The 26,579-nt window shown below is 65.3% G+C and carries 26 protein-coding genes; 23 read left to right on the forward strand and 3 right to left on the reverse strand.

The window, feature by feature from the left end:
• Positions 1-46 precede the first annotated feature (46 nt).
• The 15 genes from F3J15_RS12625 (at position 47) to cysM (ending at position 15,097) form a co-directional block, all read left to right on the forward strand.
• Positions 47-646, forward strand: a complete 600-nt coding sequence (locus F3J15_RS12625) for a DUF2059 domain-containing protein (RefSeq protein ID WP_006486966.1) — start codon at positions 47-49, stop codon at positions 644-646.
• A 155-nt stretch (positions 647-801) separates the two neighbouring features.
• On the forward strand, positions 802-1,884 hold the full coding sequence (gene serC / locus F3J15_RS12630) for a 3-phosphoserine/phosphohydroxythreonine transaminase (RefSeq protein WP_166891398.1): 1,083 nt from the start codon (positions 802-804) through the stop codon (positions 1,882-1,884).
• A gap of 33 nt (positions 1,885-1,917) precedes the next feature.
• Positions 1,918-3,000 (forward strand): prephenate dehydratase, encoded by a 1,083-nt coding sequence (pheA, locus tag F3J15_RS12635; RefSeq protein ID WP_166891400.1) that lies wholly within the window; start codon positions 1,918-1,920, stop codon positions 2,998-3,000.
• A 186-nt stretch (positions 3,001-3,186) separates the two neighbouring features.
• Positions 3,187-4,113, forward strand: a complete 927-nt coding sequence (locus tag F3J15_RS12640; RefSeq protein ID WP_166891402.1) for a prephenate dehydrogenase/arogenate dehydrogenase family protein — start codon at positions 3,187-3,189, stop codon at positions 4,111-4,113.
• 13 nt (positions 4,114-4,126) lie between these two features.
• A complete protein-coding gene (gene aroA, locus F3J15_RS12645; protein ID WP_166891404.1) occupies positions 4,127-5,431 on the forward strand; it encodes a 3-phosphoshikimate 1-carboxyvinyltransferase in 1,305 nt (434 codons plus the stop codon).
• 14 nt (positions 5,432-5,445) lie between these two features.
• Complete coding sequence (gene cmk, locus F3J15_RS12650; protein WP_039343267.1) at positions 5,446-6,132, forward strand: (d)CMP kinase; 687 nt, start codon at positions 5,446-5,448, stop codon at positions 6,130-6,132.
• Positions 6,133-6,255: 123 nt separating this feature from the next.
• Positions 6,256-7,986 (forward strand): 30S ribosomal protein S1, encoded by a 1,731-nt coding sequence (gene rpsA / locus F3J15_RS12655; protein WP_011694214.1) that lies wholly within the window; start codon positions 6,256-6,258, stop codon positions 7,984-7,986.
• Between the two features lie 22 nt (positions 7,987-8,008).
• Positions 8,009-8,332: an integration host factor subunit beta gene (locus tag F3J15_RS12660; protein WP_006486894.1), complete on the forward strand. Its 324-nt coding sequence runs from the start codon at positions 8,009-8,011 to the stop codon at positions 8,330-8,332.
• Between the two features lie 210 nt (positions 8,333-8,542).
• Complete coding sequence (locus F3J15_RS12665) at positions 8,543-8,836, forward strand: LapA family protein (RefSeq protein WP_166891507.1); 294 nt, start codon at positions 8,543-8,545, stop codon at positions 8,834-8,836.
• Between the two features lie 53 nt (positions 8,837-8,889).
• Entirely contained in the window at positions 8,890-10,062 is a 1,173-nt protein-coding gene (gene lapB / locus F3J15_RS12670; protein ID WP_089445168.1) for a lipopolysaccharide assembly protein LapB, read from the forward strand.
• 90 nt (positions 10,063-10,152) lie between these two features.
• On the forward strand, positions 10,153-11,553 hold the full coding sequence (locus tag F3J15_RS12675; RefSeq protein ID WP_166891407.1) for a UDP-glucose/GDP-mannose dehydrogenase family protein: 1,401 nt from the start codon (positions 10,153-10,155) through the stop codon (positions 11,551-11,553).
• Between the two features lie 7 nt (positions 11,554-11,560).
• The gene (gene rfaE1 / locus F3J15_RS12680) at positions 11,561-12,511 is read left to right on the forward strand and encodes a D-glycero-beta-D-manno-heptose-7-phosphate kinase (protein WP_069247435.1); all 951 of its coding nucleotides are present in this window, start codon (positions 11,561-11,563) and stop codon (positions 12,509-12,511) included.
• Positions 12,512-12,574: 63 nt separating this feature from the next.
• Entirely contained in the window at positions 12,575-13,567 is a 993-nt protein-coding gene (gene rfaD / locus F3J15_RS12685) for an ADP-glyceromanno-heptose 6-epimerase (protein ID WP_166891409.1), read from the forward strand.
• Positions 13,568-13,641: 74 nt separating this feature from the next.
• Positions 13,642-13,983, forward strand: coding sequence for a helix-hairpin-helix domain-containing protein (locus F3J15_RS12690; RefSeq protein WP_166891412.1), 342 nt, complete (start codon positions 13,642-13,644; stop codon positions 13,981-13,983).
• 211 nt (positions 13,984-14,194) lie between these two features.
• Complete coding sequence (gene cysM / locus F3J15_RS12695) at positions 14,195-15,097, forward strand: cysteine synthase CysM (RefSeq protein ID WP_069247438.1); 903 nt, start codon at positions 14,195-14,197, stop codon at positions 15,095-15,097.
• Between the two features lie 79 nt (positions 15,098-15,176).
• Here the strand turns inward: cysM and mltB are convergent, their stop codons facing one another.
• Positions 15,177-16,520: a lytic murein transglycosylase B gene (mltB, locus tag F3J15_RS12700; protein WP_166891435.1), complete on the reverse strand. Its 1,344-nt coding sequence runs from the start codon at positions 16,518-16,520 to the stop codon at positions 15,177-15,179.
• A gap of 43 nt (positions 16,521-16,563) precedes the next feature.
• Here mltB and F3J15_RS12705 point away from each other — a divergent pair, with 43 nt between their 5' ends.
• Entirely contained in the window at positions 16,564-17,487 is a 924-nt protein-coding gene (locus F3J15_RS12705; RefSeq protein WP_089445172.1) for a histone deacetylase family protein, read from the forward strand.
• A gap of 28 nt (positions 17,488-17,515) precedes the next feature.
• On the opposite strand, the gene F3J15_RS12710 is transcribed toward F3J15_RS12705, so the two are convergent.
• Positions 17,516-18,436, reverse strand: coding sequence for an alpha/beta hydrolase (locus F3J15_RS12710; RefSeq protein WP_166891438.1), 921 nt, complete (start codon positions 18,434-18,436; stop codon positions 17,516-17,518).
• A 219-nt stretch (positions 18,437-18,655) separates the two neighbouring features.
• Here F3J15_RS12710 and F3J15_RS12715 point away from each other — a divergent pair, with 219 nt between their 5' ends.
• The 5 genes from F3J15_RS12715 (at position 18,656) to F3J15_RS12735 (ending at position 23,087) form a co-directional block, all read left to right on the forward strand.
• Positions 18,656-19,690, forward strand: a complete 1,035-nt coding sequence (locus F3J15_RS12715; protein ID WP_046545198.1) for a methionine ABC transporter ATP-binding protein — start codon at positions 18,656-18,658, stop codon at positions 19,688-19,690.
• Positions 19,680-20,333 (forward strand): methionine ABC transporter permease, encoded by a 654-nt coding sequence (locus tag F3J15_RS12720; protein WP_069249240.1) that lies wholly within the window; start codon positions 19,680-19,682, stop codon positions 20,331-20,333. Before F3J15_RS12715 ends, F3J15_RS12720 begins: the two co-directional genes overlap by 11 nt.
• Before the next feature lie 29 nt (positions 20,334-20,362).
• Complete coding sequence (locus F3J15_RS12725) at positions 20,363-21,157, forward strand: MetQ/NlpA family ABC transporter substrate-binding protein (protein ID WP_089445174.1); 795 nt, start codon at positions 20,363-20,365, stop codon at positions 21,155-21,157.
• A gap of 228 nt (positions 21,158-21,385) precedes the next feature.
• Positions 21,386-22,135 (forward strand): electron transfer flavoprotein subunit beta/FixA family protein, encoded by a 750-nt coding sequence (locus F3J15_RS12730; protein WP_011351349.1) that lies wholly within the window; start codon positions 21,386-21,388, stop codon positions 22,133-22,135.
• A gap of 16 nt (positions 22,136-22,151) precedes the next feature.
• Positions 22,152-23,087: an electron transfer flavoprotein subunit alpha/FixB family protein gene (locus tag F3J15_RS12735; RefSeq protein WP_166891441.1), complete on the forward strand. Its 936-nt coding sequence runs from the start codon at positions 22,152-22,154 to the stop codon at positions 23,085-23,087.
• Between the two features lie 278 nt (positions 23,088-23,365).
• Here the strand turns inward: F3J15_RS12735 and F3J15_RS12740 are convergent, their stop codons facing one another.
• Positions 23,366-24,652 carry a D-amino acid dehydrogenase gene (locus F3J15_RS12740; protein WP_166891444.1) on the reverse strand — a complete coding sequence of 429 codons (1,287 nt, stop codon included), beginning with the start codon at positions 24,650-24,652 and terminating at the stop codon, positions 23,366-23,368.
• A gap of 145 nt (positions 24,653-24,797) precedes the next feature.
• On the opposite strand from F3J15_RS12740, the gene F3J15_RS12745 reads away from it, so the two are divergent.
• Both F3J15_RS12745 and F3J15_RS12750 read left to right on the forward strand, forming a co-directional pair.
• Positions 24,798-25,286 carry an Lrp/AsnC ligand binding domain-containing protein gene (locus F3J15_RS12745; RefSeq protein ID WP_011351353.1) on the forward strand — a complete coding sequence of 163 codons (489 nt, stop codon included), beginning with the start codon at positions 24,798-24,800 and terminating at the stop codon, positions 25,284-25,286.
• A gap of 90 nt (positions 25,287-25,376) precedes the next feature.
• Positions 25,377-26,558 carry a PA0069 family radical SAM protein gene (locus tag F3J15_RS12750; protein WP_166891447.1) on the forward strand — a complete coding sequence of 394 codons (1,182 nt, stop codon included), beginning with the start codon at positions 25,377-25,379 and terminating at the stop codon, positions 26,556-26,558.
• The last annotated feature ends 21 nt before the right edge of the window (positions 26,559-26,579 follow it).

A 26,579-nucleotide genomic window follows, 5' to 3' on the forward strand; every position in this document is an offset into this window, starting at 1 on the left:
GCCGCGGCCGGCGAGCAACCATTCATATTTCCAAAAGGGAGTGATGATGCAAAAGCAATTCAAGCAACTGGTTCTGCTGGCTGCACTGGTGCCGACGTTCGCGATGGCGCAAGCGCTGTCGAATTCCGCACCGGCAGCTCCGGCGGCAGCTGCGCCGATCGACGCCGACAAGAAGGCAGCGATCAAGGATCTGCTCGACGCGATCGACGCGCCGAAGCTCGTGTCGGCAATCGGCAACAGCGCCGAAATGCAGGCCAAGCAACTCGTCCCGGCGATCCTGTCGGACGCGCTGTCGGAAAACAAGACGCTGAACGACAAGCAGAAGCAGGCTGCCGTTCCGACGCTGCAGAAGAACGCGGTGCCGAAGCTGGTTGACGGCGCAGGCAAGGTGTTCGGCACGCAGCAGTTCCAGAGCGATGCGATGTCGGCTCAGTACGACGCCTACGCGAAGTACTACAGCACGTCGGAGATCAAGGATCTGACGACGTTCTACAAGAGCCCGACGGGCCGCAAGTTCATTCAGGTTCAGGATCAGGTCGGTCGCGACGTGGTCAACGGCCTGATGCAGAAGTACATGCCGCAAGCTATCCAGGCAACGCGCACGCAGGCTGACAAGGAAGTCGCAGCAGTCAAGCCGGGCAAGTAAAGCCGTCCGGGCACGCCCCCGGCCGTTTGGCCGGGTTTGGCGGGAGCCTGACGACAGTGCGATAATGGCCGTTTGCGCGCGAGCGCAAGCGGCCATTTCTTTTCTGGCGCGTTCTGCCGGCGGCGAGCCGGTCGCGTCCCTCCGAGGTTTTCACGATGCGCGTCTTTAATTTCTCCGCCGGCCCTGCGGCGATGCCCGAGGAAGTGCTGCGGCAAGCGGCCGACGAAATGCTCGACTGGCATGGCAGCGGCATGAGCGTGATGGAGATGAGCCATCGCGGCAAGGAATTCATGTCGATCCACGAGGCCGCGCTGACCGACCTGCGCGACTTGCTCGGCGTGCCGGCCAGTCACCGGATCCTGTTCCTGCAGGGCGGCGGTATCGCGGAAAACGCGATCGTGCCGATGAACCTGCTCGGGTCGCGCAAGACGGCCGACTTCGTCGTCACGGGCTCGTGGTCGCAGAAGTCGTTCAGCGAAGCGAAGAAATACGGCACGCCGCATCTCGCCGCAACCGGCAAGACGGAAGACGGCTTCACGCGTGCGCCCGCGCTCGCCGAATGGCAGCTGTCGGACGATCCGGCCTACGTGCATCTGTGTACCAACGAGACGATCGACGGCGTCGAAACGTTCGAGATTCCCGATCTCGGCGACATCCCGCTGGTCGCGGATGTCTCGTCGCACATCCTGTCGCGTCCGATGGACGTCGCGAAGTACGGCGTGCTGTTCGGCGGCGCGCAGAAGAACATCGGGATGGCCGGCGTGACGCTCGTGATCGTGCGCGAGGATCTGCTCGACCGCGCGCTGTCGATCTGCCCGTCCGCGTTCGAATGGAAGACCATCGCCGCGAACAACTCGCTGTACAACACGCCGCCCACCTACGCGATCTATATCGCGGGCCTGGTGTTCCAGTGGCTGAAGCGGCAGGGTGGCCTCGAAGCGATCGAGGCCCGCAATATCGAAAAAGCGAAGCTGCTCTACGACACGATCGATGCGAGCAGTTTCTATCTGAACAAGGTCGAGCCGGCAGCACGTTCGCGGATGAACGTGCCGTTTTTCCTGGCTGACGAAACGCGCAACGAAGACTTCCTTGCCGGCGCAAAGGCGCGCGGGCTGCTGCAGCTGAAGGGCCACAAGTCCGTCGGCGGCATGCGGGCGTCGATCTACAACGCGGTGCCGCTCGAGGGCGTGAAGGCGCTCGTCGAGTACATGAAGGACTTCGAGCAGCGCGGCGCCTGACGGCGGCGCTGCTCAAACAGCACGGCAAAACGCATGGACGACGAACTGAATTCCCGCCTGAAACCGCTGCGCGACCGCATCGACGCGATCGACGCGCAGCTGATCGCGCTCCTGAACCAGCGCGCCGCGGTGGCGCTGGAGGTGGGCGAGGTCAAGAAGCATTTCAACGCGCCGGTGTTCCGGCCGGAGCGCGAGCTGCAAGTGATCGCCCGGCTGCAGGACATGAGCGCGGGGCCGCTCGCGAGCGAGCACATCAGCGCCATCTGGCGCGAGATCATGGCCGCGAGCCGCGCGCTCGAGCAGACGATCCACGTCGCGTTCCTCGGGCCGGTCGGCACGTATAGCGAGCAGGCGATGCTCGAGTATTTCGGCCAGTCGATCGAAGGGCTGCCGTGCCCGTCGATCGACCAGGTGTTCCGCTCGGTCGAGGCCGGCGCGTCCGCGTTCGGTATCGCGCCGGTCGAAAATTCGACCGAAGGCGCCGTCTCGCGCACGCTCGACCTGTTGCTGCAGACGCAACTGCTGATCAGCGGCGAACTCGCGCTGCCGATCCATCACAACCTGCTGACGCAGAGCGGCACGCTCGACGGCGTGAAGCGCGTCTGCGCACACGCACAGGCGCTTGCGCAATGCCAGCAGTGGCTCGCGGCGAATGCGCCGCAGCTCGAGCGGCAGGCGGTGGCGAGCAACGCGGAGGCTGCGCGTCTCGCGGCGGCCGATCCGACCGTCGCGGCGATCGCGGGCGATCGCGCGGCCGCACACTACGGCTTGCAGATCGCGTTCTCGCTGATCCAGGACGATCCGCACAACCGTACGCGCTTCGTCATCGTCGGCAAGCAGCCGGCCGGGCAGAGCGGTCACGACCAGACGTCGCTGATCGTGTCGGTGAAGAACGAACCGGGCGCCGTGTTCAAGCTGCTCGAGCCGCTCGCGCGGCACGGCGTGTCGATGACGCGCTTCGAGTCGCGTCCGGCGCGCGTCGGCACGTGGGAGTACTACTTCTACATCGACATCGAAGGGCACCGGGACGATGCGTCGGTTGCGGCCGCGCTCGCGGAACTCGGCCAGAAGGCCGCGTTCCTGAAGATACTCGGTTCGTATCCGCGCGCACGCTGAGGCGTGGCGGCCCGTCGCCTGTTCGCGCAGGCGTTGGGGCCCGGCGGGCAGGGCAGGCTCATCGGCGCTGCCGAAGGCGGGTTCGGGCGGCACCCGGCGCAGGTTGCGCCGGATGCGGGCCCGTTGCCCGGAATCTGGAATTCCGCGTGCGGGGCGTCGTCCTGCGCGCGTAACTTGGCTCTTGTCGTGTCAGGCTTTGCATTCAACAAACTGGTCATCTTCGGCGTCGGCTTGATCGGCGGATCGCTGGCCCGCGCGCTGCGCGAGCGCGCGCCGGGCGGCGCGGGCGAGGTTGTCGGCGTGGGCCGTTCACGTACTTCGGTCGAGCGTGCGCTCGCACTCGGCGTGATCGACCGCGCGGCGGCGCTCGACGACGACGCGCAATTGCGCGACGCACTGGCGGGCGCCGATCTGGTGCTGCTGGCCGCGCCCGTCGCACAAACGGGCCCGTTGCTCGCGCGCATCGCGCCGTGGCTTGAAGCGGCGACGATCGTCACCGATGCGGGCAGCACCAAGTCCGATGTCGTCGCGGCCGCGCGCGAAGCGCTCGGCACGCGGATCGCGCAGTTCGTGCCGGGGCACCCGATCGCCGGTCGCGAGTCGAGCGGCGTCGAGGCCGCGTTGCCGGATCTGTACGTCGGCCGTAACGTCGTGCTGTGCCCGCTGCCGGAGAACGCACCCGAATCGGTTGCCCGAATCGACGCGATGTGGCGCGCGACAGGCGCCGACGTGCGCACGATGAGCACGGAGCAGCACGATCGCGTGTTTGCGTCGATCAGCCATCTGCCGCACGTGCTGTCGTTCGCGCTCGTCGAGCAGATCCTCGGCGAGGCCGACGCGGAACTGAAATTCTCGTACGCGGCGGGCGGCTTCCGCGATTTCACGCGCATCGCGGCGTCGAGCCCGGAGATGTGGCGCGACGTATGTGTCGCGAACCGCGCGGCGCTGCTCGACGAACTCGATGGCTACACGCGTGTGCTCACGCGGCTGCGCGCGGCGATCGACGCCGGCGACGGCGCGGCGCTCGAAGCGGTGTTCACGCGTTCGCGCGCGGCGCGCAAGGCATGGCAGGAGCGCGGTGGTACGCCCGCTGCCGAACCGGTCAAGAAATAACAGGACGATTCCCATGGACTATCTCGATCTCGGCCCGTACTCCAGCGCATCGGGCACCGTGCGCCTGCCCGGCTCGAAGAGCATTTCGAACCGCGTACTGCTGCTCGCGGCGCTTGCCGAAGGCGAAACGACGATCACCAACCTGCTCGACTCCGACGATACGCGCGTGATGCTCGATGCACTCGGCAAGCTCGGTGTGAAGCTCAGGCGCGATGGCGACACCTGCGTCGTGATGGGCACGCGCGGCGCATTCACCGCGAAGACGGCCGACCTGTTCCTCGGCAATGCGGGCACGGCCGTGCGGCCGTTGACCGCCGCGCTCGCGGTGAACGGCGGCGACTATCGCGTGCACGGCGTGCCGCGCATGCACGAGCGGCCGATCGGCGACCTCGTCGACGGTCTGAGGCAAATCGGCGCGCAGATCGACTACGAACTGAACGAAGGCTACCCGCCGCTGCGGATCAAGCCGGCGAACATCTCCGTCGACGCGCCGATCCGCGTGCGCGGCGACGTGTCGAGCCAGTTCCTCACGGCGTTGCTGATGACGCTGCCGCTCGTGAAGGCGAAGGACGGCAAGATCGTCGTCGAGGTCGACGGCGAGCTGATCTCGAAGCCGTACATCGACATCACGATCCGGCTGATGGAGCGCTTCGGCGTGACCGTCGAGCGCGACGGCTGGCAGCGCTTCGTCGTGCCGGCCGGCGTTCGCTACCGCTCGCCGGGGCGGATCATGGTCGAGGGCGATGCGTCGTCCGCGTCGTACTTCCTCGCGGCCGGCGCGCTCGGCGGCGGCCCGCTGCGCGTCGAAGGCGTGGGGCGCGCGAGCATCCAGGGCGATGTCGGCTTCGCGAACGCGCTGATGCAGATGGGCGCGAACGTGACGATGGGCGACGACTGGATCGACGTGCGCGGCATCGGCCACGACCACGGCAAGCTCGAGCCGATCGACATGGACTTCAACCTGATCCCCGATGCGGCGATGACCATCGCGGTTGCGGCGCTGTTCGCGAACGGCACGAGCACGCTGCGCAACATCGCGAGCTGGCGCGTGAAGGAAACCGACCGCATCGCCGCGATGGCGACCGAGTTGCGCAAGGTCGGCGCGATCGTCGAGGAAGGCCCGGACTACCTCGTCGTCACGCCACCGGAAAAGCTCACCCCGAACGCGGCGATCGACACCTACGACGATCACCGGATGGCGATGTGCTTCTCGCTCGTCAGCCTGGGCGGCGTGCCTGTGCGGATCAATGATCCGAAGTGCGTCGGCAAGACGTTCCCCGACTATTTCGACCGCTTCGCCGCGCTCGCCAAAGCCTGACCCCCACTGTTCTGATGAAATCGACCCGACCCTTTCACCCGACTCCCGTCATCACGATCGACGGCCCGACTGCTTCCGGCAAGGGCACCGTCGCCGCGCTCGTCGCCGCGCATCTTGGCTTCCACCTGCTCGACAGCGGCGCGTTGTACCGGCTCGCCGCGCTCGCGAGCGTACGCTACGGCATCGAGGCCGAGGACATCGACGCGCTGGTGAAGCTGATCGACGATCTCCACATCACGTTCCGCGAAGGCTGCGCACAGCTCGACGGCGTCGATGTGTCGAACGACATCCGAGCCGAAGCGGTCGGCAACCGCGCATCGGCGATTGCCGTGCACGGTCCGGTGCGCACCGCGCTCGTCGCGCGCCAGCGCGCGTTCCGCAAGACGCCGGGCCTCGTGGCGGACGGGCGCGACATGGGTACCGTGATCTTCCCGGACGCCGTGCTGAAGGTGTTCCTGACGGCCAGCGCCGAGGCACGCGCGACCAGACGGCATAAGCAATTGATGCAAAAAGGTTTTTCTGCTAATATAGATGACTTGCTCCGGGATCTACGTGAACGTGACGCGCGCGACAGCAATCGCGCGGCCGCGCCGCTGAAGCCTGCAGCAGATGCCAAGCTGCTCGATACGTCGGCGCTTTCGGTCGATGAAGCGGTCGACCAGGTGCTGCAGTGGTACCGGGCGCTCGGCCAGCCCGCCTGAGAAGGCGGGCAGCGGTAGGTGCTCCGCGCGTAACGGCGGAGCGTGTTTCGAACCCTTAACCCCGTGTGGACATCGATCTGGCCCTTTCAGCCTGCCATTCCGGCCGGCGTGGCACAGCGATCCATGCACAATCAGATTTTTATGTCCGACCTGCAAACCTCTACCCCGAATACTGAATCTTTCGCGGCTCTGTTCGAAGAGTCGCTGACCCGCCAAGACATGCGCGCCGGCGAAGTGATTTCCGCCGAAGTCGTGCGCGTCGACCACAACTTCGTGGTCGTCAATGCAGGCCTGAAGTCCGAGGCTTACATTCCGATCGAGGAATTCCTGAACGATCAGGGCGAGGTTGAGGTGCAGTCGGGCGATTTCGTGTCCGTCGCGATCGACGCACTCGAAAACGGCTACGGCGACACGATCCTGTCGCGCGACAAGGCGAAGCGCCTTGCATCGTGGCTGTCGCTGGAAAAGGCGCTCGACAACAACGAACTCGTCACCGGCACGATCACCGGCAAGGTGAAGGGCGGCATGACCGTGATGGTCAACGGCATCCGCGCGTTCCTGCCGGGTTCGCTGGTCGACACGCGTCCGGTCAAGGACACGACCCCGTACGAAGGCAAGACGCTCGAGTTCCGCGTGATCAAGCTCGATCGCAAGCGTAACAACGTCGTGCTGTCGCGTCGTGCAGTGATCGAAGCAACTCAGGGCGAAGAGCGCGCGAAGCTGCTCGAGACGCTGAAGGAAGGCGCGATCGTCAACGGCGTGGTCAAGAACATCACCGACTACGGCGCGTTCGTCGACCTCGGCGGCATCGACGGCCTGCTGCACATCACCGACATCGCATGGCGTCGTGTGCGTCACCCGAGCGAAGTCCTGTCGGTTGGCCAGGAAGTCACCGCGAAGATCCTCAAGTTCGACCAAGAGAAGAACCGCGTCTCGCTGGGCATCAAGCAACTGGGCGACGATCCGTGGGAAGGCATCTCGCGCCGTTACCCGTCGGGCACGCGCCTGTTCGGCAAGGTCACGAACATCACCGACTACGGCGCATTCGTCGAAGTGGAATCGGGCATCGAAGGCCTCGTCCACGTGTCGGAAATGGACTGGACCAACAAGAACGTTGCTCCGTCGAAGGTTGTCCAGCTGGGCGACGAAGTCGAAGTCATGGTCCTCGAGATCGACGAAGACCGTCGTCGTATCAGCCTCGGCATGAAGCAGTGCAAGCCGAATCCGTGGGATGACTTCAGCCGCAACTTCAAGAAGGGCGACAAGATCACGGGCGCAATCAAGTCGATCACCGACTTCGGCGTGTTCATCGGTCTGCCGGGCGGCATCGACGGCCTGGTCCACCTGTCGGACCTGTCGTGGAGCGAAGCTGGCGAAGAAGCTGTTCGCAAGTACAAGAAGGGCGACGAAGTCGAAGCAATCGTGCTCGGTATCGACGTCGAGAAGGAACGTATTTCGCTGGGCATCAAGCAGCTCGAAGGCGACCCGTTCAGCAACTACGTTGCAATGAACGACAAGGGCTCGATCGTCGACGGCGTCGTGAAGACGGTCGATGCGAAGGGTGCGGTCGTTACGCTGACGGGTGACATCGAAGGCTACCTGCGCGCGTCGGAAATCTCGCAGGATCGCGTCGAAGACGCACGCAACGTGCTGAAGGAAGGCGACAAGGTCAACGCGATGGTGATCAACATCGATCGCAAGTCGCGCGGCATCAACCTGTCGATCAAGGCGAAGGATTCGGCTGAACAACAGGAAGCGATCCGCGGCCTGCAGTCGGACTCCAGCGCTGCTGCGACCGGTACGACCAACCTCGGCGCGCTGCTGAAGGCGAAGCTCGACGGCCAGAACCAGTAAGCCTCACGAGGTCTGCTGAAGTATGACCAAATCCGAGTTGGTCGCGCAGCTGGCATCGCGATTTCCGCAACTTGTCCTCAAGGATGCGGATTTCGCGGTGAAAACGATGCTCGATGCGATGTCTGACGCCCTGGCGAAAGGGCATCGCATTGAAATTCGGGGTTTCGGCAGCTTTGGCCTCAACCGTCGCCCGGCGCGCGTCGGACGCAACCCGAAGTCAGGGGAGAAAGTGCAGGTGCCCGAGAAGTTCGTGCCGCACTTCAAGCCTGGCAAGGAATTGCGTGAACGCGTCGACGGCCGCGCCGGTGAACCGCTGAAGGCTGATGATCCGGACGACGAGCGTTAAGCGTCATCCGGTTTGCCCGGAACCCATCCGGCGAAGGCTGAAAAGAAAAGCGCCCCTTGCGGGCGCTTTTTTCATTTCCGGCGATCGTCGCGCAACGGCGGCACGCAGGATCTGCGCAGCCGCGGAAACGCATCCTTTACAATACGGGTCGATTCGGCGCGACGAAGGGGAGTCGCGCGCCGCGGCAAACCTCAACAAAGAGAGGGCTTCATGAAGTTTATCGTCTGGCTGATCCGGGTATTGGTGTTCGTCCTGCTGCTGGTGCTCGCGCTGGCCAATACGCAAACCGCGACGCTGAATTTCCTTGCCGGCTATTCATGGCAAGCGCCGCTGATCCTGATCGGCCTGGCGTTCTTCGCCGTGGGGCTGCTGGCCGGCCTGCTGTCCGCGCTGCCTTCGATCTTCCGCCTGCGTCTCGAGAACGGGCGTCTGAAGCGCGATCTGCGTGCGGCGCGCGAAACGCCGGCCGTCATCGACCAGCCGCCGATGCCGCCCGTCATTTAACACGGACGCCGCGCGATCATCGCGCGGTTTTCGTCTCTGCTTCGATATTTCGCATGGATCTGGATTTCTGGTGGTTGCTCGCGATTCCGGTCGCGTTCGCGCTCGGTTGGGCGGCGTCACGCTATGACCTGAAGAATCTCCTGTCGGAGAGTGCCAACCTGCCGCGATCGTATTTTCGCGGCCTGAATTTTCTGTTGAACGAACAACCTGACAAGGCGATCGACGCGTTCATCGAGGTCGCCAAGCTCGATCCCGAGACGGTCGAGCTGCACTTCGCGCTCGGCAACCTGTTTCGCCGCCGGGGCGAGACCGATCGCGCGATCCGCGTGCACCAGAACCTGCTGAGCCGCACGGACCTGCCGGTCAACGAACGCGACCACGCGCTGTACGAGCTCGGCCAGGATTTCCTGAAGGCCGGGCTGCTCGATCGTGCCGAGGAAGCGTTTCACAAGCTCGCCGACGGCGATTACGCGCTCGGCGCGCAGCGGGCGCTGCTGACGATCTACGAGATCGAGAAGGACTGGAACAAGTCGATCGATACGGCGAAGCGCATCGAGTCGATGAGCGACAAGCCGCTCGGCGTCGAAATCGCGCAGTTCCACTGCGAACTCGCGCAGGACGCGCTGCAGCGCAAGAACGCGGCAGCGGCCGCCGAACAGCTGCGCCTGGCGCTGACCGTGAACCCGCAGAACGTTCGCGCGACGGTCCTGTCCGGCGACGCGGCGGAAGCCGAGGGCAACCACGCGGCCGCGATCGAGCACTGGAAGCGCGTCGAGGCGCAGAATCCGGCGTATCTGCCGCTCGTCGCCGACAAGCTGATGAAGGCGTATGTCGCGCTCGGCAAGCATGCCGAGGGCGCCGAGCTGCTGATGGGGTATATCGACCGCTATCCGTCGAACGACCTGCTCGACATCGCGTACCAGCACATCGCGGGGTTGCGCGGCCAGGATGCGGCGCACACGCTCGCGCGCACGCAGATGGAGAAGTCACCGAACCTGTCGGGGATGCTGCATCTGCTCGATGCGCAAATCGCCGCGGCCGACGAACCGCGTCGTAAGGAACTTGAAATGATGCGTGCGCTGATCAAGCAGCGCACGAAGAATCTGCCACGGTATACGTGCCAGAATTGCGGTTTCCGGGCACGGCTCTTCTATTGGCAGTGCCCTGGATGCAGCGGCTGGGAAACCTATGCGCCGCGCCGCGTCGAACCTGCGATGCCGGGCTGATCCCGGCACGCGGAGCCAACGCGCTGCGGTTGCCGCCGGGCTCGTCCCGGCGGCCAAGTTAGTCAATTACCGGGAAGTACCGGAACATCTATGAAAATCACCATCATCGGCACCGGCTATGTCGGTCTCGTCACGGGCGCCTGCCTCGCGGAGATCGGTCACGACGTCTTCTGTCTCGACGTCGATCAGCGCAAGATCGACATCCTGAACAACGGCGGGATGCCGATTCACGAACCGGGGCTGCTGGACATCATCGCGCGCAATCGCGCGGCGGGGCGCCTGCGCTTCTCGACCGATATCGCGGCGAGCGTCGCGCACGGCGAGATCCAGTTCATCGCCGTCGGCACGCCCCCCGACGAGGACGGCTCGGCCGACCTGCAGTACGTGCTCGAAGCAGCACGCAACATCGGCCGCCACATGACGGGCTTCAAGGTGATCGTCGACAAGTCGACGGTGCCGGTCGGCACCGCGCAGCGCGTGCGCGGCGTGGTCGACGAGGCGCTTGCCGCCCGCGGTCTGGCAGGCAGCGTCGCGCATCGCTTCTCGGTCGTGTCGAACCCGGAGTTCCTGAAGGAAGGCGCCGCGGTCGAAGACTTCATGCGTCCGGACCGGATCATCATCGGCGTCGACGACGACGAGACGGGCACGATCGCGCGCGAGAAGATGAAGAAGCTTTACGCGCCGTTCAATCGCAACCACGAGCGCACGATCTACATGGACGTGCGTTCGGCCGAATTCGCGAAATATGCGGCGAACGCGATGCTCGCGACGCGCATCTCGTTCATGAACGAGATGTCGAATCTGGCCGACAAGGTCGGCGCCGACATCGAGGCCGTGCGCCGCGGGATCGGCTCCGATCCGCGCATCGGCTATCACTTCCTGTACGCCGGCGTCGGCTATGGCGGCTCGTGCTTCCCGAAGGACGTCCAGGCGCTGATTCGCACGGCCGGCGAGAACGGCCAGCCGCTGCGCATCCTGGAGGCCGTCGAGGCGGCCAACTTTGCGCAGAAGGACGTGCTGATCAGCAAGATCGAGCAGCGCTTCGGCGCCGACCTGACCGGCCGCGAGTTCGCGGTCTGGGGCCTGGCGTTCAAGCCGAACACCGACGACATGCGCGAGGCGCCGAGCCGCCGCCTGATCGCCGCGCTGCTCGAACGCGGCGCGACCGTGCGTGCGTACGATCCGGTCGCGGTCGACGAGGCGCGGCGCGTGTTTGCGCTCGATTTCGGCACCGATCCGGACGCGCTGGCCCGGCTGCATCTCGTCGAGACGCAGGACATCGCCGTGACGGGCGCGGACGCGCTCGTGATCGTGACCGAGTGGAAGGAGTTCCGGAGCCCCGACTTCACGCGCCTGAAGGCCGAACTGAAGGCGCCGGTGATCTTCGACGGTCGCAACCTCTATGAGCCGGATGCGATGGCCGAACTCGGCATCGACTACTACGCGATCGGCCGGCCGTATGTCGATCCCCAGTCGTCCACCCGTGGCTGACCACACGATGAATACTCTCCGCGAAGTCGTTCCGGTGCCGCGCGAGCAGCTTGCGCGCTCGCGCGTGCTTGTCGTCGGCGACGTGATGCTCGACCGTTACTGGTTCGGCAACGTCGATCGCATTTCGCCTGAAGCGCCGGTGCCGGTCGTGCACGTGCAGCGTCAGGAAGAGCGCCTCGGCGGTGCGGCCAACGTCGCACGCAACGCCGTGACGCTCGGCGGCCAGGCCGGGTTGCTGTGCGTCGTCGGTTGCGACGAACCCGGCGAGCGGATCGTCGAGCTGCTCGGCAGCAGCGGCGTGACGCCGCATCTCGAGCGCGACCCGGCGCTGCCGACCACGATCAAGCTGCGCGTGCTCGCGCGCCAGCAGCAACTGCTGCGCGTGGACTTCGAGGCCATGCCGACGCACGAGGTGTTGCTCGCGGGGCTCGCGCGCTTCGATGCGCTGCTGCCGCAGCACGACGTCGTGCTGATGTCGGATTACGCGAAAGGCGGCCTGACGCACGTCACGACGATGATCGAGAAGGCGCGTGCGGCCGGCAAGTCCGTCCTCGTCGACCCGAAGGGCGACGACTGGGCACGCTATCGCGGCGCGTCGCTGATCACGCCGAATCGCGCTGAATTGCGCGAAGTGGTCGGGCAGTGGAAGTCGGAAGACGATCTGCGCGCGCGCGTCGCGAAGCTGCGCGCGGAACTCGGCATTGACGCGCTGCTGCTCACGCGTTCGGAAGAAGGGATGACGCTGTTTTCCGCCAGCGGCGAACTGCACGCACCGGCGCTCGCGCGCGAGGTGTTCGACGTGTCGGGCGCGGGCGATACCGTGATTGCAACGGTCGCGACGATGCTCGGCGCGGGCGTGCCGCTCGTCGACGCCGTCGTGCTCGCGAATCGCGCGGCAGGCATCGTGGTCGGCAAGCTCGGCACGGCCACGGTGGATTACGACGAACTGTTTCACTGAGCGCATGCGGTGGCGCGACGAGCGCGCCGCACGCATGGCTCGCACTTTTCAGGCAGGACGATCATGACCCTCATCGTCACCGGCGCAGCCGGTTTTATCGGCGCGAACATCGTCAGGGCGCTCAACGAGCGCGGCGAGACGCGCATCATCGCGGTCGACAACCTGACGCGCGCGGACAAGTTCCGGAATCTCGTCGATTGCGAGATCGACGACTATCTGGACAAGACGGAATTCGTCGAACGTTTCGCACGCGGCGATTTCGGCAAGGTACGCGCGATATTCCACGAAGGCGCCTGTTCGGACACGATGGAAACCGACGGTCGCTACATGATGGACAACAACTTCCGCTACAGCCGTGCGGTGCTCAACGCCTGCCTCGCGCAGGGCACGCAGTTCCTGTACGCATCGTCGGCCGCGACTTACGGCGGATCGACGCGCTTCGTCGAGGAGCGCGAGGTCGAGGCGCCGCTGAACATCTACGGCTATTCGAAGTTCCTGTTCGACCAGGTGATCCGTCGCGTGCTGCCGACCGCGAAGAGCCAGATCGCCGGCTTCCGTTATTTCAACGTGTACGGCCCGCGCGAGACGCACAAGGGGCGCATGGCGTCGGTTGCGTTCCACAACTTCAACCAGTTCCGTGCGGAAGGCAAGGTGAAGCTGTTCGGCGAGTACAACGGCTATGCACCGGGCGAGCAGACGCGCGATTTCGTGTCGGTCGAGGACGTGACGAAGGTGAACCTGTTCTTCTTCGATCATCCTGAGAAGTCGGGCATCTTCAACCTCGGCACGGGTCGTGCGCAGCCGTTCAACGATATCGCGTCGACGGTCGTGAACACGCTGCGTGCACTCGACAACCAGCCGCCGCTGACGCTCGCGCAGCAGGTCGAGCAAGGGCTGATCGAATACGTGCCGTTCCCCGATGCACTGCGCGGCAAGTACCAGTGCTTCACGCAGGCCGACCAGACGAAGCTGCGTGCGGCCGGTTACGACGCACCGTTCCTGACCGTGCAGGAAGGCGTCGACCGCTATGTGCGTTGGCTATCTGGCCAGGTTTAAGCGGAAGCGTTGAATCGATAGACTGGGTCTCACGGTCGGCAGCCGCCGGCCGTTTTTCATCGGAGATCCAGCACATGATCAGGAAATGGTTGGCCGCAGCGGCAATGCTCGGCATGATCGCGTCGGCCTGGGCGGCTGTTGACGTCAACACCGCGAACGAGGATGCACTCGTCGGCATCAAGGGCATCGGCCCGGCACGGGCGAAGGCGATCCTCGACGAACGCGGCGCACGCGGTCCGTTCAAGAACGCGGAAGATCTCGCATCGCGCGTGAAAGGCATGGGCGGCCATACCGTCGAGCGGCTTCAGCAGGAGGGCCTGACGGTAGGCGCGGCCGGCACGGGTGCCACGCTGCCGGCACCGGGCAAGCCCCTCGGCAAGCCCGCGGCACCGCCTGCCCGCACGGCACAGAAGTAACGCGTCGCGCGCGACCGACAACGAGCTCCTTCAGTCGCCGTCGTTGCGACGGCTTCCCGCGGCATGCCGCGGGTTTTTTGCGTGGGTGCGGCGTATGCGGCGGCGCGTTGCACGGCACGCGTATTCCATCGTCGCAATGGGGTTGCCGGCGTGAGCAGCGGTGCTGGTTTACAATCGATCGATTGATCGGCCTCGCACTCACGGTATATCCATGGCTTACAAAACTATCGAAGACACGATCGGCAATACGCCGCTCGTCCAACTGGTCCGCTTGCCGGACGATGAAATTCGCGCGCGCAACAACGTGGTGCTCGCGAAGCTCGAAGGCAACAATCCGGCTGGTTCCGTGAAGGATCGTCCGGCACTGTCGATGATCAGCAAGGCCGAGGCGCGCGGGCGCATCAAGCCGGGCGATACGCTGATCGAGGCGACGAGCGGCAACACGGGTATCGCACTTGCGATGGCAGCGGCGATCCGCGGCTACAAGATGGTGCTGATCATGCCGGAGGACCTGTCGGTCGAGCGCCGCCAGAGCATGGCCGCCTATGGCGCTGAAATCATCCTGACGCCGGTGAAGGGCGGGATGGAGCTGGCACGTGATCTCGCGGACCAGATGCAGCGCGAAGGCAAGGGCGTGATCCTCGATCAGTTCGCGAACCCCGACAATCCGATTGCGCACTACGAAGCGACGGGCCCGGAAATCTGGCGCGATACCGAAGGGCGCATCACGCACTTCGTGTCGGCCATGGGCACGACGGGCACGATCATGGGCACGTCGCAGTATCTGAAGGAACAGAATCCGGCGATCGAGATCGTCGGTGCGCAGCCGGAAGACGGTTCGCGCATTCCGGGCATCCGCAAGTGGCCGGAAGCGTACATGCCGACCATCTTCGATCGCAGCCGCGTCGACCGCGTCGAGAGCGTGAGCCAGGCCGCGGCGGAAACGATGGCGCGCCGGCTCGCGTCGGTCGAAGGCATCTTCGCCGGCATTTCGTCGGGCGGCGCATGTGAAGTCGCGATGCGTATCGCACGTCAGGTCGAGAATGCGACGATCGTGTTCATCATCTGCGATCGCGGCGACCGCTACCTGTCCACGGGCGTGTTTCCTGCCTGAACGCAGGCAGGTGCGCGCAGTGCGCGTGCGATAAAAAAAGCGCCGCTAGTGCGGCGCTTTTTCTTTGAGCGGCGGGTGCTTATTGCGACTCGGTGTCGACGGTGGCTGGCGGAAGTGCACCGCTCGCTTCCATCTGTGCCTTCACCGCCTCGCCAAGCTGGTACACGGTGAGCGCGTAGAAGAAGCTGCGGTTGTAGCGCGTCAGCACATAGAAATTCTTGAGGCCGAGCATGTATTCGGTCGCACGCCCCGGCGACGGCAGGTCGACCACCGTCACGGGGGTACCGCCTTCGGTCGTGATGTTGACAGTCGGCTCGTTCAGCGTCATGCCCGCGCGCAGCAGTTGCGACAACGCCCAGTGCGGTTCGGGCTGGCCGTCGGCGGCGGCCTGGGCGATCCCCAAGCTGCCGGTATCGGGCGTGATCTGCCAGACCACCGGGCGGTCGGTTTCCCAGCCGTGCTGCTTCAGGTAGTTCGCGACGCTGCCGATCGCATCGGCAGGACTGCTGCGCAGGTCGACATGGCCCGTGCCGTCGAAGTCGACCGCGTATTCGCGGATGCTGCTCGGCAGGAACTGAGGAATCCCGATCGCGCCCGTATACGAGCCGAGCACGGTGGTCGGGTCGAGTTGGTTGTCGCGCGTCCAGACCAGGAAATCCTCGAGGTTCTTGCGGAACGTCGCCTGGCGGCTGTCGCGGTTCGGCGTATCCGGATAGTCGAACGAGAGCGTCGTCAGCGCGTCGAGCACGCGGAAATTGCCCATGTAGCGACCGTAGATCGTCTCGACGCCGATGATGCCGACGATCACCTCGGGCGGCACGCCGAACTGCTCGGACGCGCGCTGCAGCGTTGCCTGGTTCGCCTTCCAGAATTTCACGCCCGCGTTGATGCGGATCGGCTCGATGAAGCGCGAGCGATAGACGCGCCAGTTCTTGACCGTCGGCGACGGGGCCGGCTTCACGAGCTTGACGGCCGTCGCCGAATAGCTGACGCGCGAGAACAGCGCATGCAGGCTCGCGGAGTCGAAGCCGTTGCGGCTTACCATCTCGTCGATGAACGCATCGATCTTCGCGTTGTTCGCGTAACGCTGCGGAACAATTTCCTCTTCGAAGGTCTGGCCTGGCGGCGTCGGCTGCTGCGGCTGGGCCTGTGCGACGAGCTTGCCCGCGGACTTCGCGGGTTGCGTCTGCGCGCCGGCAGGCGCGGTGCCGAGGGCCGCGACCACAGCGGCCGCGACGAGCGGCACGCGAACACGGAACAGCGCGGAGAGAAGGGCGGCAGGCTTGCTGGAATTCATGTCGAAGCGGGCGGACAAGGCGATTGGGTTCGGCGCAGTATACCCGACGGATCCGGCGCGCCGGGGCGTGGCGGGCCCCCGTTGTGGTAAGTTAGCGGCGAATTCGCGGCAGACGATGGACATCATTGATGGAGACCTGCGGCGCACCGTGCGCCGCGGATGACAGCTTATGGCAACCGCTTTCTATACGCACCCCGACTGCATGCTGCACGAGATGGGGGAGTGGCATCCGGAATGCCCGGCCCGCCTGTCGGCGATCCAGGATCAGATGATCGCGAGCCGTATCGACGACCTGATCGTGCACGAAACCGCACCGTTCGCGAGCGAGGTGGCGCTGGGCCGGGTGCATACGCAGGCGCACATCGACTACATCCGGAGCATGACGCCGGTCGACGGCCACGTGGAGATCGATCCCGATACGCTGATGAACCGCGATACGTGGCGCGCGGCGCTGCGCGCGGCCGGCGCCGCGATCGCGGCGACCGACGCGGTGATCGAAGGCCGCTATGCGAATGCGTTCTGCGGCGTGCGACCGCCCGGCCACCATGCGGAGCCCGCGCGCGCGATGGGCTTTTGCTTCTTCAACAACGTCGCGATCGCCGCGCGGCATGCGCTCGACGTACACGGTCTGGAGCGTGTCGCGATCATCGATTTCGACGTGCATCACGGTAACGGTACGGAGGCCGCATTCGCGAATGACGAGCGCGTGCTGATGTGCAGCTTCTTCCAGCATCCGCTGTACCCGTTCTCGGGCGTCGATCACCAGGCGCCGAACATGGTCAACCTGCCGATGCCCGCGCGCAGCAACGGGATGGCGATCCGCGAGGCGGTCGACATGTTCTGGCTGCCGCGCCTCGATGCGTTCAAGCCGCAGATGCTGTTCGTGTCGGCGGGGTTCGATGCGCATCGCGAGGACGATATCGGCAACCTCGGCCTCGTCGAGGCCGATTTCGAATGGCTGACCGCGCAGATCGTCGACGTGGCGCGCCGGCATGCGCAGGGCCGCATCGTGAGCTGCCTCGAAGGCGGCTACAACCTGTCCGCACTCGGGCGCAGCGTCGTCGCGCACCTGCGCGTGCTGGCCGGTATCTGACGATCGATCGACCGGCCGTGCCGGACGCTCAGCGCGCCGGCACGCGCGCGTGAATCCACGCGATCAGCGCGTCGATCACGCGATCGCGTTCGAGATCGTTCATCGTTTCGTGAAAGCCGCCTTCGTATAGCGTCAGCGTGCGATCGGGCGAACCGACGCGCGCGCCGAACGCCCGGCTGCCGTCGGGCTCGGTCAGCTTGTCCTCGGTGCCGTGATAGACGAGCACCGGAACGCGGAGCCCACCGCGGCCGCTTTCGATGCGCGCCATCGCGTCGAGAATCTCCGCCCCGGTGCGCGCGGGCACCGCGCCGTGATGCACGAGCGGATCGGCACGATTGGCCGCAACGATGGCCGGATCGCGCGACAGCAGCGCCGCATCGATCCTGATGGCAGGGAAGGTCGGCCATACGCGGCTGATGACGCGGCTCACCGCGAGCATCCAGCGCGGCACGTCGCGCCCCGGCGCGAGCGCCGGGCTCGACAACACGAGGCCCGTCAGCGCGTGGCCGCACGTCGGCGCGCGTTCGATCGCGTACAGCGCCGCGACCGCGCCACCCATGCTGTGCCCCATCAGGAACAGCGGCGAATTGCCGCGCGCGGCTTCGGCGACAAGCGCATCCGCATCGTTCAGGTAGCCGTCGAAGCGTTCGACCCAGGCGCGCTTGCCGGGTGACTGGCCGTGTCCGCGCAGGTCGATCGCGAGCACGTCGATGCCGGCCGCATTCAGCCGGCTGGCGAGCACGGCATAGCGGCCCGCGTGTTCGGCCAGACCGTGCACGAGCGCGATCGTCGCGCGCGGCGGCGCGGTGCCTTCGCCGGCGGGCCACCGGTACGACGCCAGTTCGATCCCGTCCGCGGTACGCAGCCGGCCCATGGTCGGCGCGCGCGGCGACGAAGGCGCCGGTCCGGCGGTGGCGGGTGCGGCGGCCGGCGTAGTGGTGGCGGTCATCTGGCGTGTCCCCTGTCGGTTGGCATGTGTGTTCCGGATCATAGTCGCGGCACCGTCGCGGCGCGCCAGCGGTGCTCCTCTAATTTCGTGCGGTTATGAAAAGATCGAAATCGATTATTAAGGGGAATGAGGGGTTTGCGGTAAAATCGACGGCTATTCCAGATGCATCGGCGGCCGACTGGCGGGCCAACTCGCCAGCCGGGCCGCCGTTTTGTTTACATGATCGAATTACGCAATCTTTCGCAGCGATTTCCCGGGCCGGGTGGCTGGGTCGAGGCGCTGCGCAACATCAACCTGACGATCCCGCAGGGTGAGGTGTTCGGCATCATCGGCCGAAGCGGCGCCGGCAAGAGCACGCTCGTGCGCACCATCAACCTGCTCACGCGGCCGACCGAAGGCAATGTCGTCGTCGGCGGGCGCGATCTCACGCTGCTGCCGGCTGGCGCGCTGCGCGAGGCGCGCCGCGAGATCGGCATGATCTTCCAGCACTTCAACCTGCTGTCGTCGCGCACGGTGTTCGACAACGTCGCGCTGCCGCTCGAACTGGCCGGCGCAAGCCGCGCCGAGATCGAGGCCGCCGTGCTGCCGCTGCTCGACCTCGTCGGGCTGTCCGCGCAGAAGGATCGCTATCCGTCGCAGATCAGCGGCGGGCAGAAGCAGCGCGTCGGCATCGCCCGCGCGCTCGCGAGCCAGCCAAAGGTGCTGCTGTCGGACGAAGCGACGTCCGCGCTCGATCCCGAGACCACGCGTTCGATCCTCGACCTGCTGAAGCGCATCAACCGCGAACTCGGGCTGACGATCGTGCTGATCACGCACCAGATGGAAGTGATCAAGCAGGTGTGCGATCGCGTCGCGGTGCTCGATGCGGGGCGCGTGGTCGAGGAAGGCCGCGTGATCGACGTGTTCCTGCAGCCGCATCACGAAGTGACGCGCGCGCTGATCGGCGACGTGATCGCGCAGGAATTGCCGCCCGCGCTGAAGGTGCGCGTGGCCGAGCGGCTGAAGACGGGTAGCGGGCATTTGCTGCGGCTTGCGTTCACGGGCTCGGGTGTCGACCAGCCGATCCTGTCCGAGACGATCCGCCGGTACGAACTCGATTTCAACATCCTGCACGGCCAGATCGACGAGATCCAGGGGCAGGCATTCGGTTCGCTCGCGGTGCTCGCGGGTGGCGAGCCGGGCAAGGTCGGGCAGGCGCTCGCGTTCCTGCGCGAGCAAGGTGTGGTGGTAGAGGAGCTTTCGTATGTTGAGTGAGATGTTCGATATGTTCGTGCAGTCGTTCTGGGAGACGCTGATCATGGTCGGCATCTCCGGAGTGGTCGGCGCGCTCGTCGGCCTGCCGCTCGGCGTGCTGCTCTACCTGACAGACCGCCAGGGCGTGCTGCAGAACCTCGCGGTGAACCGCGTGCTCGGCGGCGTCGTGAATGCCGTCCGCTCGACACCGTTCATCATCCTGCTGGTCGCGGTGATTCCGTTTACGCGGCTCGTCACGGGGTCGTCGATCGGCACGGCCGCGGCGGTCGTGCCGCTGACGCTCGCGGCCGCGCCGTTCATCGCGCGTCTCGTCGAGACGGCGTTGCGCGAAGTCGACCGCGGGCTGATCGAGGCCGCGCAATCGATGGGCGCGACCACGTCGCAGATCGTCTTCAAGGTGCTGCTGCCCGAATCGCTGCCGGGCGTCGTCGCGGGCCTGACGATCACGTTCGTGTCGCTGGTCGGCTATTCGGCGATGGCGGGCGCGATCGGCGGTGGCGGTCTCGGCGATCTCGGGATCCGCTACGGCTACCAGCGCTATCTGCCCGAAGTGATGTGGACGGTGGTCGCGATCCTGATCGTGTTCGTGCAGATCGTGCAGTCGTTCGGCGACTGGCTCGTCCGCCGGCTGAGCCACAAGTAAAACAAGATTGATCCGTCAGGGGACACTCGATGCAACGACGCTTCATGCTGAAATTCGCGGCGGCACTGGGCGCGGCCGCGCTGTTCGCGGGCGCGCACGCGCAGGCCGAAACCATCAAGGTGGGCGTGACGGGCGGGCCGCACGCGCAGATCATGGAGGCGGTGAAGAAGGTCGCGGCGAAGAGCGGCCTCGACATCCGCATCGTCGAATTCTCCGATTACGTGCAGCCGAACGCCGCGCTTGCGTCGGGCGACCTCGACGCGAACAGCTACCAGCACGATCCGTATCTGCAGGCGCAGGTGAAGGATCGCGGCTACAAGCTGGTCAAGGTCGCGGATACCGTCACGTTCCCGATGGGCATCTATTCGAAGCGCGTGAAGTCGCTGGCCGAGCTGAAGCCGGGCGCGCGCATTGCGGTCCCGAACGATCCGACCAACGGCGGCCGTGCGCTGCTGTTGCTGCAAAAGCAGGGCCTGCTGAAGCTGCGCGCGGACGCGGGGCTGAAGGCGACGCCGCTCGATATCGTCGACAATCCGCGCAAGCTGAAGATCGTCGAACTCGATGCGGCGCAGATTCCGCGCTCGCTCGGTGACGTCGACGCGGCCGCGATCAATACCAACTACGCGATGGAAGCGGGGTTGAAACCGAAACAGGACGCGATCGCGATCGAGGGTCCCAACGGCCCGTACGCGAACATCCTCGCGATCCGCGAGGCGGACCGGAGCAAGCCGTGGGTCGCGAAACTGGTCGCGGCCTACCATTCGGCCGAGGTGAAGCAGTTCATCGAAGGGAAGTTCGGCGGCGCGGTCATTGCCGCCTGGTAACAGGCGAAGCACGGGGCGCCCGGCGTGATTAGAGTCGATGATCGAAAACCCGGGCTTTGCGTCCGGGTTTTTTCTCTTTTAAAATAGAACGACCGTTCGCTATCATTGGCGCGTCGCCAAGAAGCGGTATCCTCGACAACCACGAAGGTTGGGTCCGCTTGGCCGCGCAGTCATGAGGCCTCGCTATAGAATGGCCTCTGGTCGTATTCGTAACTTTGGAGCGTGTGCATGAAAATCCTGGTGCCAGTGAAAAGAGTGGTCGATTACAACGTGAAGGTCCGCGTGAAGTCGGACAACACGGGTGTCGACATCGCGAACGTGAAGATGTCGATGAACCCGTTCGACGAAATCGCGGTTGAAGAAGCCGTGCGCCTGAAGGAAGCGGGCGTGGCGACCGAAGTGATCGCCGTGTCGGTGGGTGTCGCGCAAGCGCAGGAAACGCTGCGTACGGCGCTGGCGATCGGCGCGGATCGCGCGATCCTCGTCGAATCGAACGACGGCGTCGAGCCGCTGGGCGTCGCGAAGATCCTGAAGGCGCTGGTCGACAAGGAACAGCCGCAACTGGTGATCCTCGGCAAGCAGGCGATCGACGACGATTCGAACCAGACGGGCCAGATGCTGGCTGCGCTGGCAGGCCTCCCGCAAGCGACGTTCGCATCGAAGGTCACGGTGGCCGACGGCAAGGCAACGGTCGCACGCGAAGTCGACGGCGGCGCGGAAACGCTGTCGCTGTCGCTGCCGGCCGTGATCACGACCGATCTGCGCCTGAACGAGCCGCGTTACGTGACGCTGCCGAACATCATGAAGGCGAAGAAGAAGCCGCTGGAAACCGTGAAGCCGGAAGACCTGGGTGTCGACGTCGCGCCGCGTCTGAAGACGCTGAAGGTGGTCGAGCCGCCGAAGCGCGCAGCCGGCGTGAAGGTGCCGGACGTGAAGACGCTGGTCGAGAAGCTGAAGACCGAAGCCAAGGTGCTGTAAGAGGGAGCGGAAAGAAATGACGATTCTGGTGATTGCAGAACACGACAACGCGTCGATCAAGGCCGCGACGTTGAACACGGTTGCGGCGGCAGCGAAGATCGGCGGCGACATTCACGTGCTGGTCGCGGGCCACAATGCGCAAGCGGCCGCGGACGCAGCAGCGAAGATCGCGGGTGTGTCGAAGGTCCTCCTGGCCGACGCGCCGCAACTCGAAGCGGGCCTCGCGGAAAACGTCGAGGCGACCGCGCTGAACATCGCGAAGGATTACTCGCACATCCTCGCGCCGGCTACCGCCTACGGCAAGAACATCGCGCCGCGTATCGCCGCGAAGCTGGATGTCGCGCAGATCTCCGATATCACGGCGGTCGATTCGGCCGACACGTTCGAACGCCCGATCTACGCAGGCAACGCGATCGCGACGGTGCAGTCGAGCGATCCGATCAAGGTCATCACGGTGCGTGCAACGGGTTTCGATCCGGTGGCAGCGGAAGGCGGCAGCGCAGCGGTCGAGAAGATCGAAGCGGCGGCGGACGCCGGCAAGTCGCAGTTCGTGAGCCGTGAAGTGACGAAGCTGGACCGTCCGGAACTGACGTCGGCAAGCATCATCGTGTCGGGCGGCCGTGGCCTCGGCAGCGGCGAGAACTACACGAAGGTGCTGGAGCCGCTGGCGGACAAGCTGAGCGCGGCACTGGGTGCATCGCGCGCGGCAGTCGACGCCGGCTACGTGCCGAACGACTATCAGGTCGGCCAGACCGGCAAGATCGTCGCACCGCAGCTGTACATCGCGGTCGGTATCTCGGGTGCAATTCAGCATCTGGCAGGCATGAAGGATTCGAAGGTGATCGTTGCGATCAACAAGGACCCGGAAGCGCCGATCTTCAGCGTGGCCGACTACGGCCTCGTCGGTGATCTGTTCGCGCTCGTGCCGGAGCTCGTGGCCGAGCTCGGCTAAAGCCGTGTGACGCTTCGGCGGTAAGCACACGAGAAGAGGGGGCGCGACGAGCGCCCCTTTTTTTTCGCCATCGACAGAAGAGAGAGGAGACGCGCCATGAGCTATCACGCCCCCGTCAAGGACATGCTGTTGTCGGCACGAAGGGCAACGAGGGCGTGCTCGCGTTGACGGAAGACCAGTTCTGACCGGCTGACGGTTCGATGAAGTGAAAAAGGCGCCCCGAGGGGCGCCTTTCTTTTCGATGCCAGCCGGGCCCGCTTGGCTGCGGGCGGCGCGGCTTATGCGTATGCCGGGCGCGTCTGGCCGGCCACGTCCTTCAGGTAACGATGCACCGACAGGTCGTCGGCCTGGATCGCCGGCATCTTGCCCGAGATCAGGTCCGCGAGCAGCTGGCCCGAGCCACACGACATCGTCCAGCCGAGCGTGCCGTGGCCGGTGTTCAGGAACAGGTTCGACACCGGCGTGCGGCCGACGATCGGCGTGCCGTCCGGCGTCATCGGGCGCAGGCCCGTCCAGAACGTTGCCTTCGACGTGTCGCCGCCGCCCGGGAACAGGTCGTTCACGCACATTTCAAGCGTTTCGCGGCGCGCGGTGCGCAGCTTCTTGTCGAAGCCGACGATTTCCGCCATGCCGCCGACGCGGATGCGCTGGTCGAAACGCGTGATCGCGATCTTGTAGGTCTCGTCGAGCACGGTCGACACGGGCGCGGCCGCTTCGTTGACGATCGGCGCGGTGATCGAATAGCCCTTCAGCGGATAGACGGGGATCTTCATCAGGTTCGAGATGAAGCGGGTCGAGTACGAGCCGAGCGCGACGACGTACGCGTCCGCGCGCACCGTCTCGCTGCCGCACTGCACGCCGGCGATCTTGCCGCCCGCGATCGCGAGCGCATCGATCGGCGTGTTGTAGCGGAACTTTACGCCAAGCGATTCGGCGAGCGCGGCAAGGCGCGTCGTGAACAGCTGGCAGTCGCCCGTTTCGTCACCCGGCAGGCGCAGGCCGCCCGTCAGCTTGTGCGAGACGGCGGCAAGCGCCGGTTCGGCTTTCTTCAGGTCGGCCGGGGAAAGCAGTTCGAACGGCACGTTCGCTTCCTGCAGGACGGCGATGTCCTTCGCCGCGCCGTCGAGTTGCTGCTGCGTGCGGAACAGTTGCAGCGTGCCGCCCGTGCGGCCTTCGTACTGGATGCCGGTATCGGCGCGCAATGCCTGCAGGCAGTCGCGGCTGTATTCGGCGAGGCGAACCATGCGGCCCTTGTTGACCGCGTAGCGCTCGGCCGTGCAGTTGCGCAGCATCTGATACATCCACTGGAGCTGGAAGCGCGTGCCGTCGAGGCGGATTGCGAGCGGCGCGTGCTTTTCGAACATCCACTTGACGGCCTTCAGCGGCACGCCGGGTGCGGCCCACGGCGCGGCATAGCCGGGGGAGATCTGGCCTGCGTTCGCGAAGCTCGTCTCGAGCGCCGGGCCGGCTTCCCGGTCGATCACCGTGACTTCATGGCCGGCGCGCGCGAGGTAATACGCGCTTGCCACGCCCACCACACCGCTGCCCAGAATGACGACTCGCATAGCTGCTCCAGATGGAAGGGACCAGATCGAGGCCGGGCGCACCTGCGTCTCCGTGTAACCTCTAGCTGATCTAGTTTTTTGCGCTATGGTATTGTCGAATGTGTAGGTTTTGTTATCGTATTTTTCAGGTTTTCAGCATAAACAAATGAGAACGCAACGTCAGCCCGTACGCTCGCTCGACAAGCTCGACCGACGCATCCTGAAACTGCTCCAGGACGACGGCCGGATGGCGATGAAAGACCTTGCGGAACAGGTTGGACTGACCGTGACACCGTGTATCGAGCGCGTGCGGCGCATGGAGCGGGATGGCGTGATCACCGGTTATCACGCACGGGTCGACCCGCACCAGCTGGATGCCGCGCTGCTGGTGTTCGTCGAGATCACGCTTGGCCACAAGGGCGGCAACATGTTCGAGCAATTCCGCCGCGAAGTGATGAAGATCGACGAGGTGCTCGAGTGCCATCTCGTGTCCGGTGATTTTGACTACCTGATCAAGGCGCGGATCGGCGAGATGGCCGACTACCGGAAGCTGCTCGGCGACATCTTGCTGCAGCTGCCCGGCGCCGTGCAGTCGAAGAGCTATGTCGTGATGGAAGAAATCAAGGAGACGCTGACGATCGCGGTGGGCGACTGACGCGCCTGCGGCGGGCCGTCGGGCCCTTTATCCCGCCCTTGGCATGCTGCACCCAATACTGTATAAATATACAGTATTGGGTGCAGGCGAATGGGTGGGCACATGGACGATCGATCCGACAACGAATTTCCGATAGCGCCGCCCGTGCCCCGCAAGGGGCGCGGTGCGGTCGACAACCTGCAGGGGCGATATGAGATCGCGCAGCGCGAAGCGGTCGACGACGGCTGGGCACACGAGTCGGACGATACCGATTTCCCCGCGCCGCTTCGCACGCAGGTCTTCGAGGAGCGTGCGAAGAGCATCCTGACGCACAACCAGTCGCCCGACATTCCATTCAGCGTATCGCTCAATCCGTATCGCGGCTGCGAGCACGGTTGCATCTATTGCTTCGCGCGGCCGACGCACAGTTATCTCGGCCTGTCGCCGGGGCTCGATTTCGAAAGCCGCATCTATGCGAAGGTCAATGCGGCCGAACTGCTCGAGCGCGAGATTTCACGCAAGCGCTACGTGCCGGAGCCGATCGCGCTCGGCGTCAACACCGATGCCTACCAGCCGGTCGAGCGCGACCTGCGCATCACGCGCAGCGTGATCCAAGTAATGCACGATCGCGGGTTGCCGTTCGCCGCGATCACGAAGTCGTCGCTGATCGAGCGCGATCTCGACCTGCTCGCGCCGATGGCCGAACGGGGGCAGGTGATGGCGGCGGTCACAATCACGACGCTCGATGCCGATCTCGCGCGCACGCTCGAGCCGCGCGCGGCAACGCCGGCGCGCCGGTTGCGTACGATTCGGGCGCTGAGCGAGGCGGGCGTGCCGGTCGGCGTGAGCATTGCCCCGATGATTCCGTTCGTCACCGAGCCTGACATGGAGCGCGTGCTCGAGGCATGCGCGGAAGCCGGCGCGACGCATGCGAGCTACATCATCCTGAGGCTGCCGTGGGAAGTCGCGCCGCTGTTCAAGAACTGGCTTACCGCGCATTTTCCCGATCGCGCGGAGCGCGTGATGAACCGCGTGCGCGACATGCGCGGCGGGAAGGACTACGACTCGGATTTCTCGAAACGGATGAAGGGCGAGGGGATCTGGGCCGACCTGCTGCGGCAGCGTTTCCGCCAGGTCGTCAAGCGGCTCGGGCTGAACGAGCGCACGAACGGGATTCTCGATCTGTCGCAGTTTCGCGGTGCGCCGGCCACCGCGGCGCCGCGCGTTGCCGTTCGTTCAGCCGCGACGCGGTCGACGCAGTCGCGTGACGACACGCAATTGAACCTGTTCTGACCGGCGTGCCAAACCGGCGCA

Origin of the sequence: Burkholderia sp. Ap-955 (genome assembly GCF_011753045.1) — a bacterium.
In the GTDB taxonomy this organism is placed as follows: Bacteria; Pseudomonadota; Gammaproteobacteria; order Burkholderiales; family Burkholderiaceae; genus Burkholderia; species Burkholderia lata_D.

Bases quoted from the DNA above. Each gene is read 5' to 3' on its own strand.
- F3J15_RS12625 (WP_006486966.1), top strand. From the start codon at position 47: ATGCAAAAGCAATTCAAGCAACTGGTTCTGCTGGCTGCACTGGTGCCG.
- serC (WP_166891398.1), top strand. From the start codon at position 802: ATGCGCGTCTTTAATTTCTCCGCCGGCCCTGCGGCGATGCCCGAGGAA.
- pheA (WP_166891400.1), top strand. From the start codon at position 1,918: ATGGACGACGAACTGAATTCCCGCCTGAAACCGCTGCGCGACCGCATC.
- aroA (WP_166891404.1), top strand. From the start codon at position 4,127: ATGGACTATCTCGATCTCGGCCCGTACTCCAGCGCATCGGGCACCGTG.
- cmk (WP_039343267.1), top strand. From the start codon at position 5,446: ATGAAATCGACCCGACCCTTTCACCCGACTCCCGTCATCACGATCGAC.
- rpsA (WP_011694214.1), top strand. From the start codon at position 6,256: ATGCACAATCAGATTTTTATGTCCGACCTGCAAACCTCTACCCCGAAT.
- F3J15_RS12660 (WP_006486894.1), top strand. From the start codon at position 8,009: ATGACCAAATCCGAGTTGGTCGCGCAGCTGGCATCGCGATTTCCGCAA.
- F3J15_RS12665 (WP_166891507.1), top strand. From the start codon at position 8,543: ATGAAGTTTATCGTCTGGCTGATCCGGGTATTGGTGTTCGTCCTGCTG.
- lapB (WP_089445168.1), top strand. From the start codon at position 8,890: ATGGATCTGGATTTCTGGTGGTTGCTCGCGATTCCGGTCGCGTTCGCG.
- F3J15_RS12675 (WP_166891407.1), top strand. From the start codon at position 10,153: ATGAAAATCACCATCATCGGCACCGGCTATGTCGGTCTCGTCACGGGC.
- rfaE1 (WP_069247435.1), top strand. From the start codon at position 11,561: ATGAATACTCTCCGCGAAGTCGTTCCGGTGCCGCGCGAGCAGCTTGCG.
- rfaD (WP_166891409.1), top strand. From the start codon at position 12,575: ATGACCCTCATCGTCACCGGCGCAGCCGGTTTTATCGGCGCGAACATC.
- F3J15_RS12690 (WP_166891412.1), top strand. From the start codon at position 13,642: ATGATCAGGAAATGGTTGGCCGCAGCGGCAATGCTCGGCATGATCGCG.
- cysM (WP_069247438.1), top strand. From the start codon at position 14,195: ATGGCTTACAAAACTATCGAAGACACGATCGGCAATACGCCGCTCGTC.
- mltB (WP_166891435.1), bottom strand. From the start codon at position 16,520: ATGATGTCCATCGTCTGCCGCGAATTCGCCGCTAACTTACCACAACGG.
- F3J15_RS12705 (WP_089445172.1), top strand. From the start codon at position 16,564: ATGGCAACCGCTTTCTATACGCACCCCGACTGCATGCTGCACGAGATG.
- F3J15_RS12710 (WP_166891438.1), bottom strand. From the start codon at position 18,436: ATGACCGCCACCACTACGCCGGCCGCCGCACCCGCCACCGCCGGACCG.
- F3J15_RS12715 (WP_046545198.1), top strand. From the start codon at position 18,656: ATGATCGAATTACGCAATCTTTCGCAGCGATTTCCCGGGCCGGGTGGC.
- F3J15_RS12720 (WP_069249240.1), top strand. From the start codon at position 19,680: ATGTTGAGTGAGATGTTCGATATGTTCGTGCAGTCGTTCTGGGAGACG.
- F3J15_RS12725 (WP_089445174.1), top strand. From the start codon at position 20,363: ATGCAACGACGCTTCATGCTGAAATTCGCGGCGGCACTGGGCGCGGCC.
- F3J15_RS12730 (WP_011351349.1), top strand. From the start codon at position 21,386: ATGAAAATCCTGGTGCCAGTGAAAAGAGTGGTCGATTACAACGTGAAG.
- F3J15_RS12735 (WP_166891441.1), top strand. From the start codon at position 22,152: ATGACGATTCTGGTGATTGCAGAACACGACAACGCGTCGATCAAGGCC.
- F3J15_RS12740 (WP_166891444.1), bottom strand. From the start codon at position 24,652: ATGCGAGTCGTCATTCTGGGCAGCGGTGTGGTGGGCGTGGCAAGCGCG.
- F3J15_RS12745 (WP_011351353.1), top strand. From the start codon at position 24,798: ATGAGAACGCAACGTCAGCCCGTACGCTCGCTCGACAAGCTCGACCGA.
- F3J15_RS12750 (WP_166891447.1), top strand. From the start codon at position 25,377: ATGGGTGGGCACATGGACGATCGATCCGACAACGAATTTCCGATAGCG.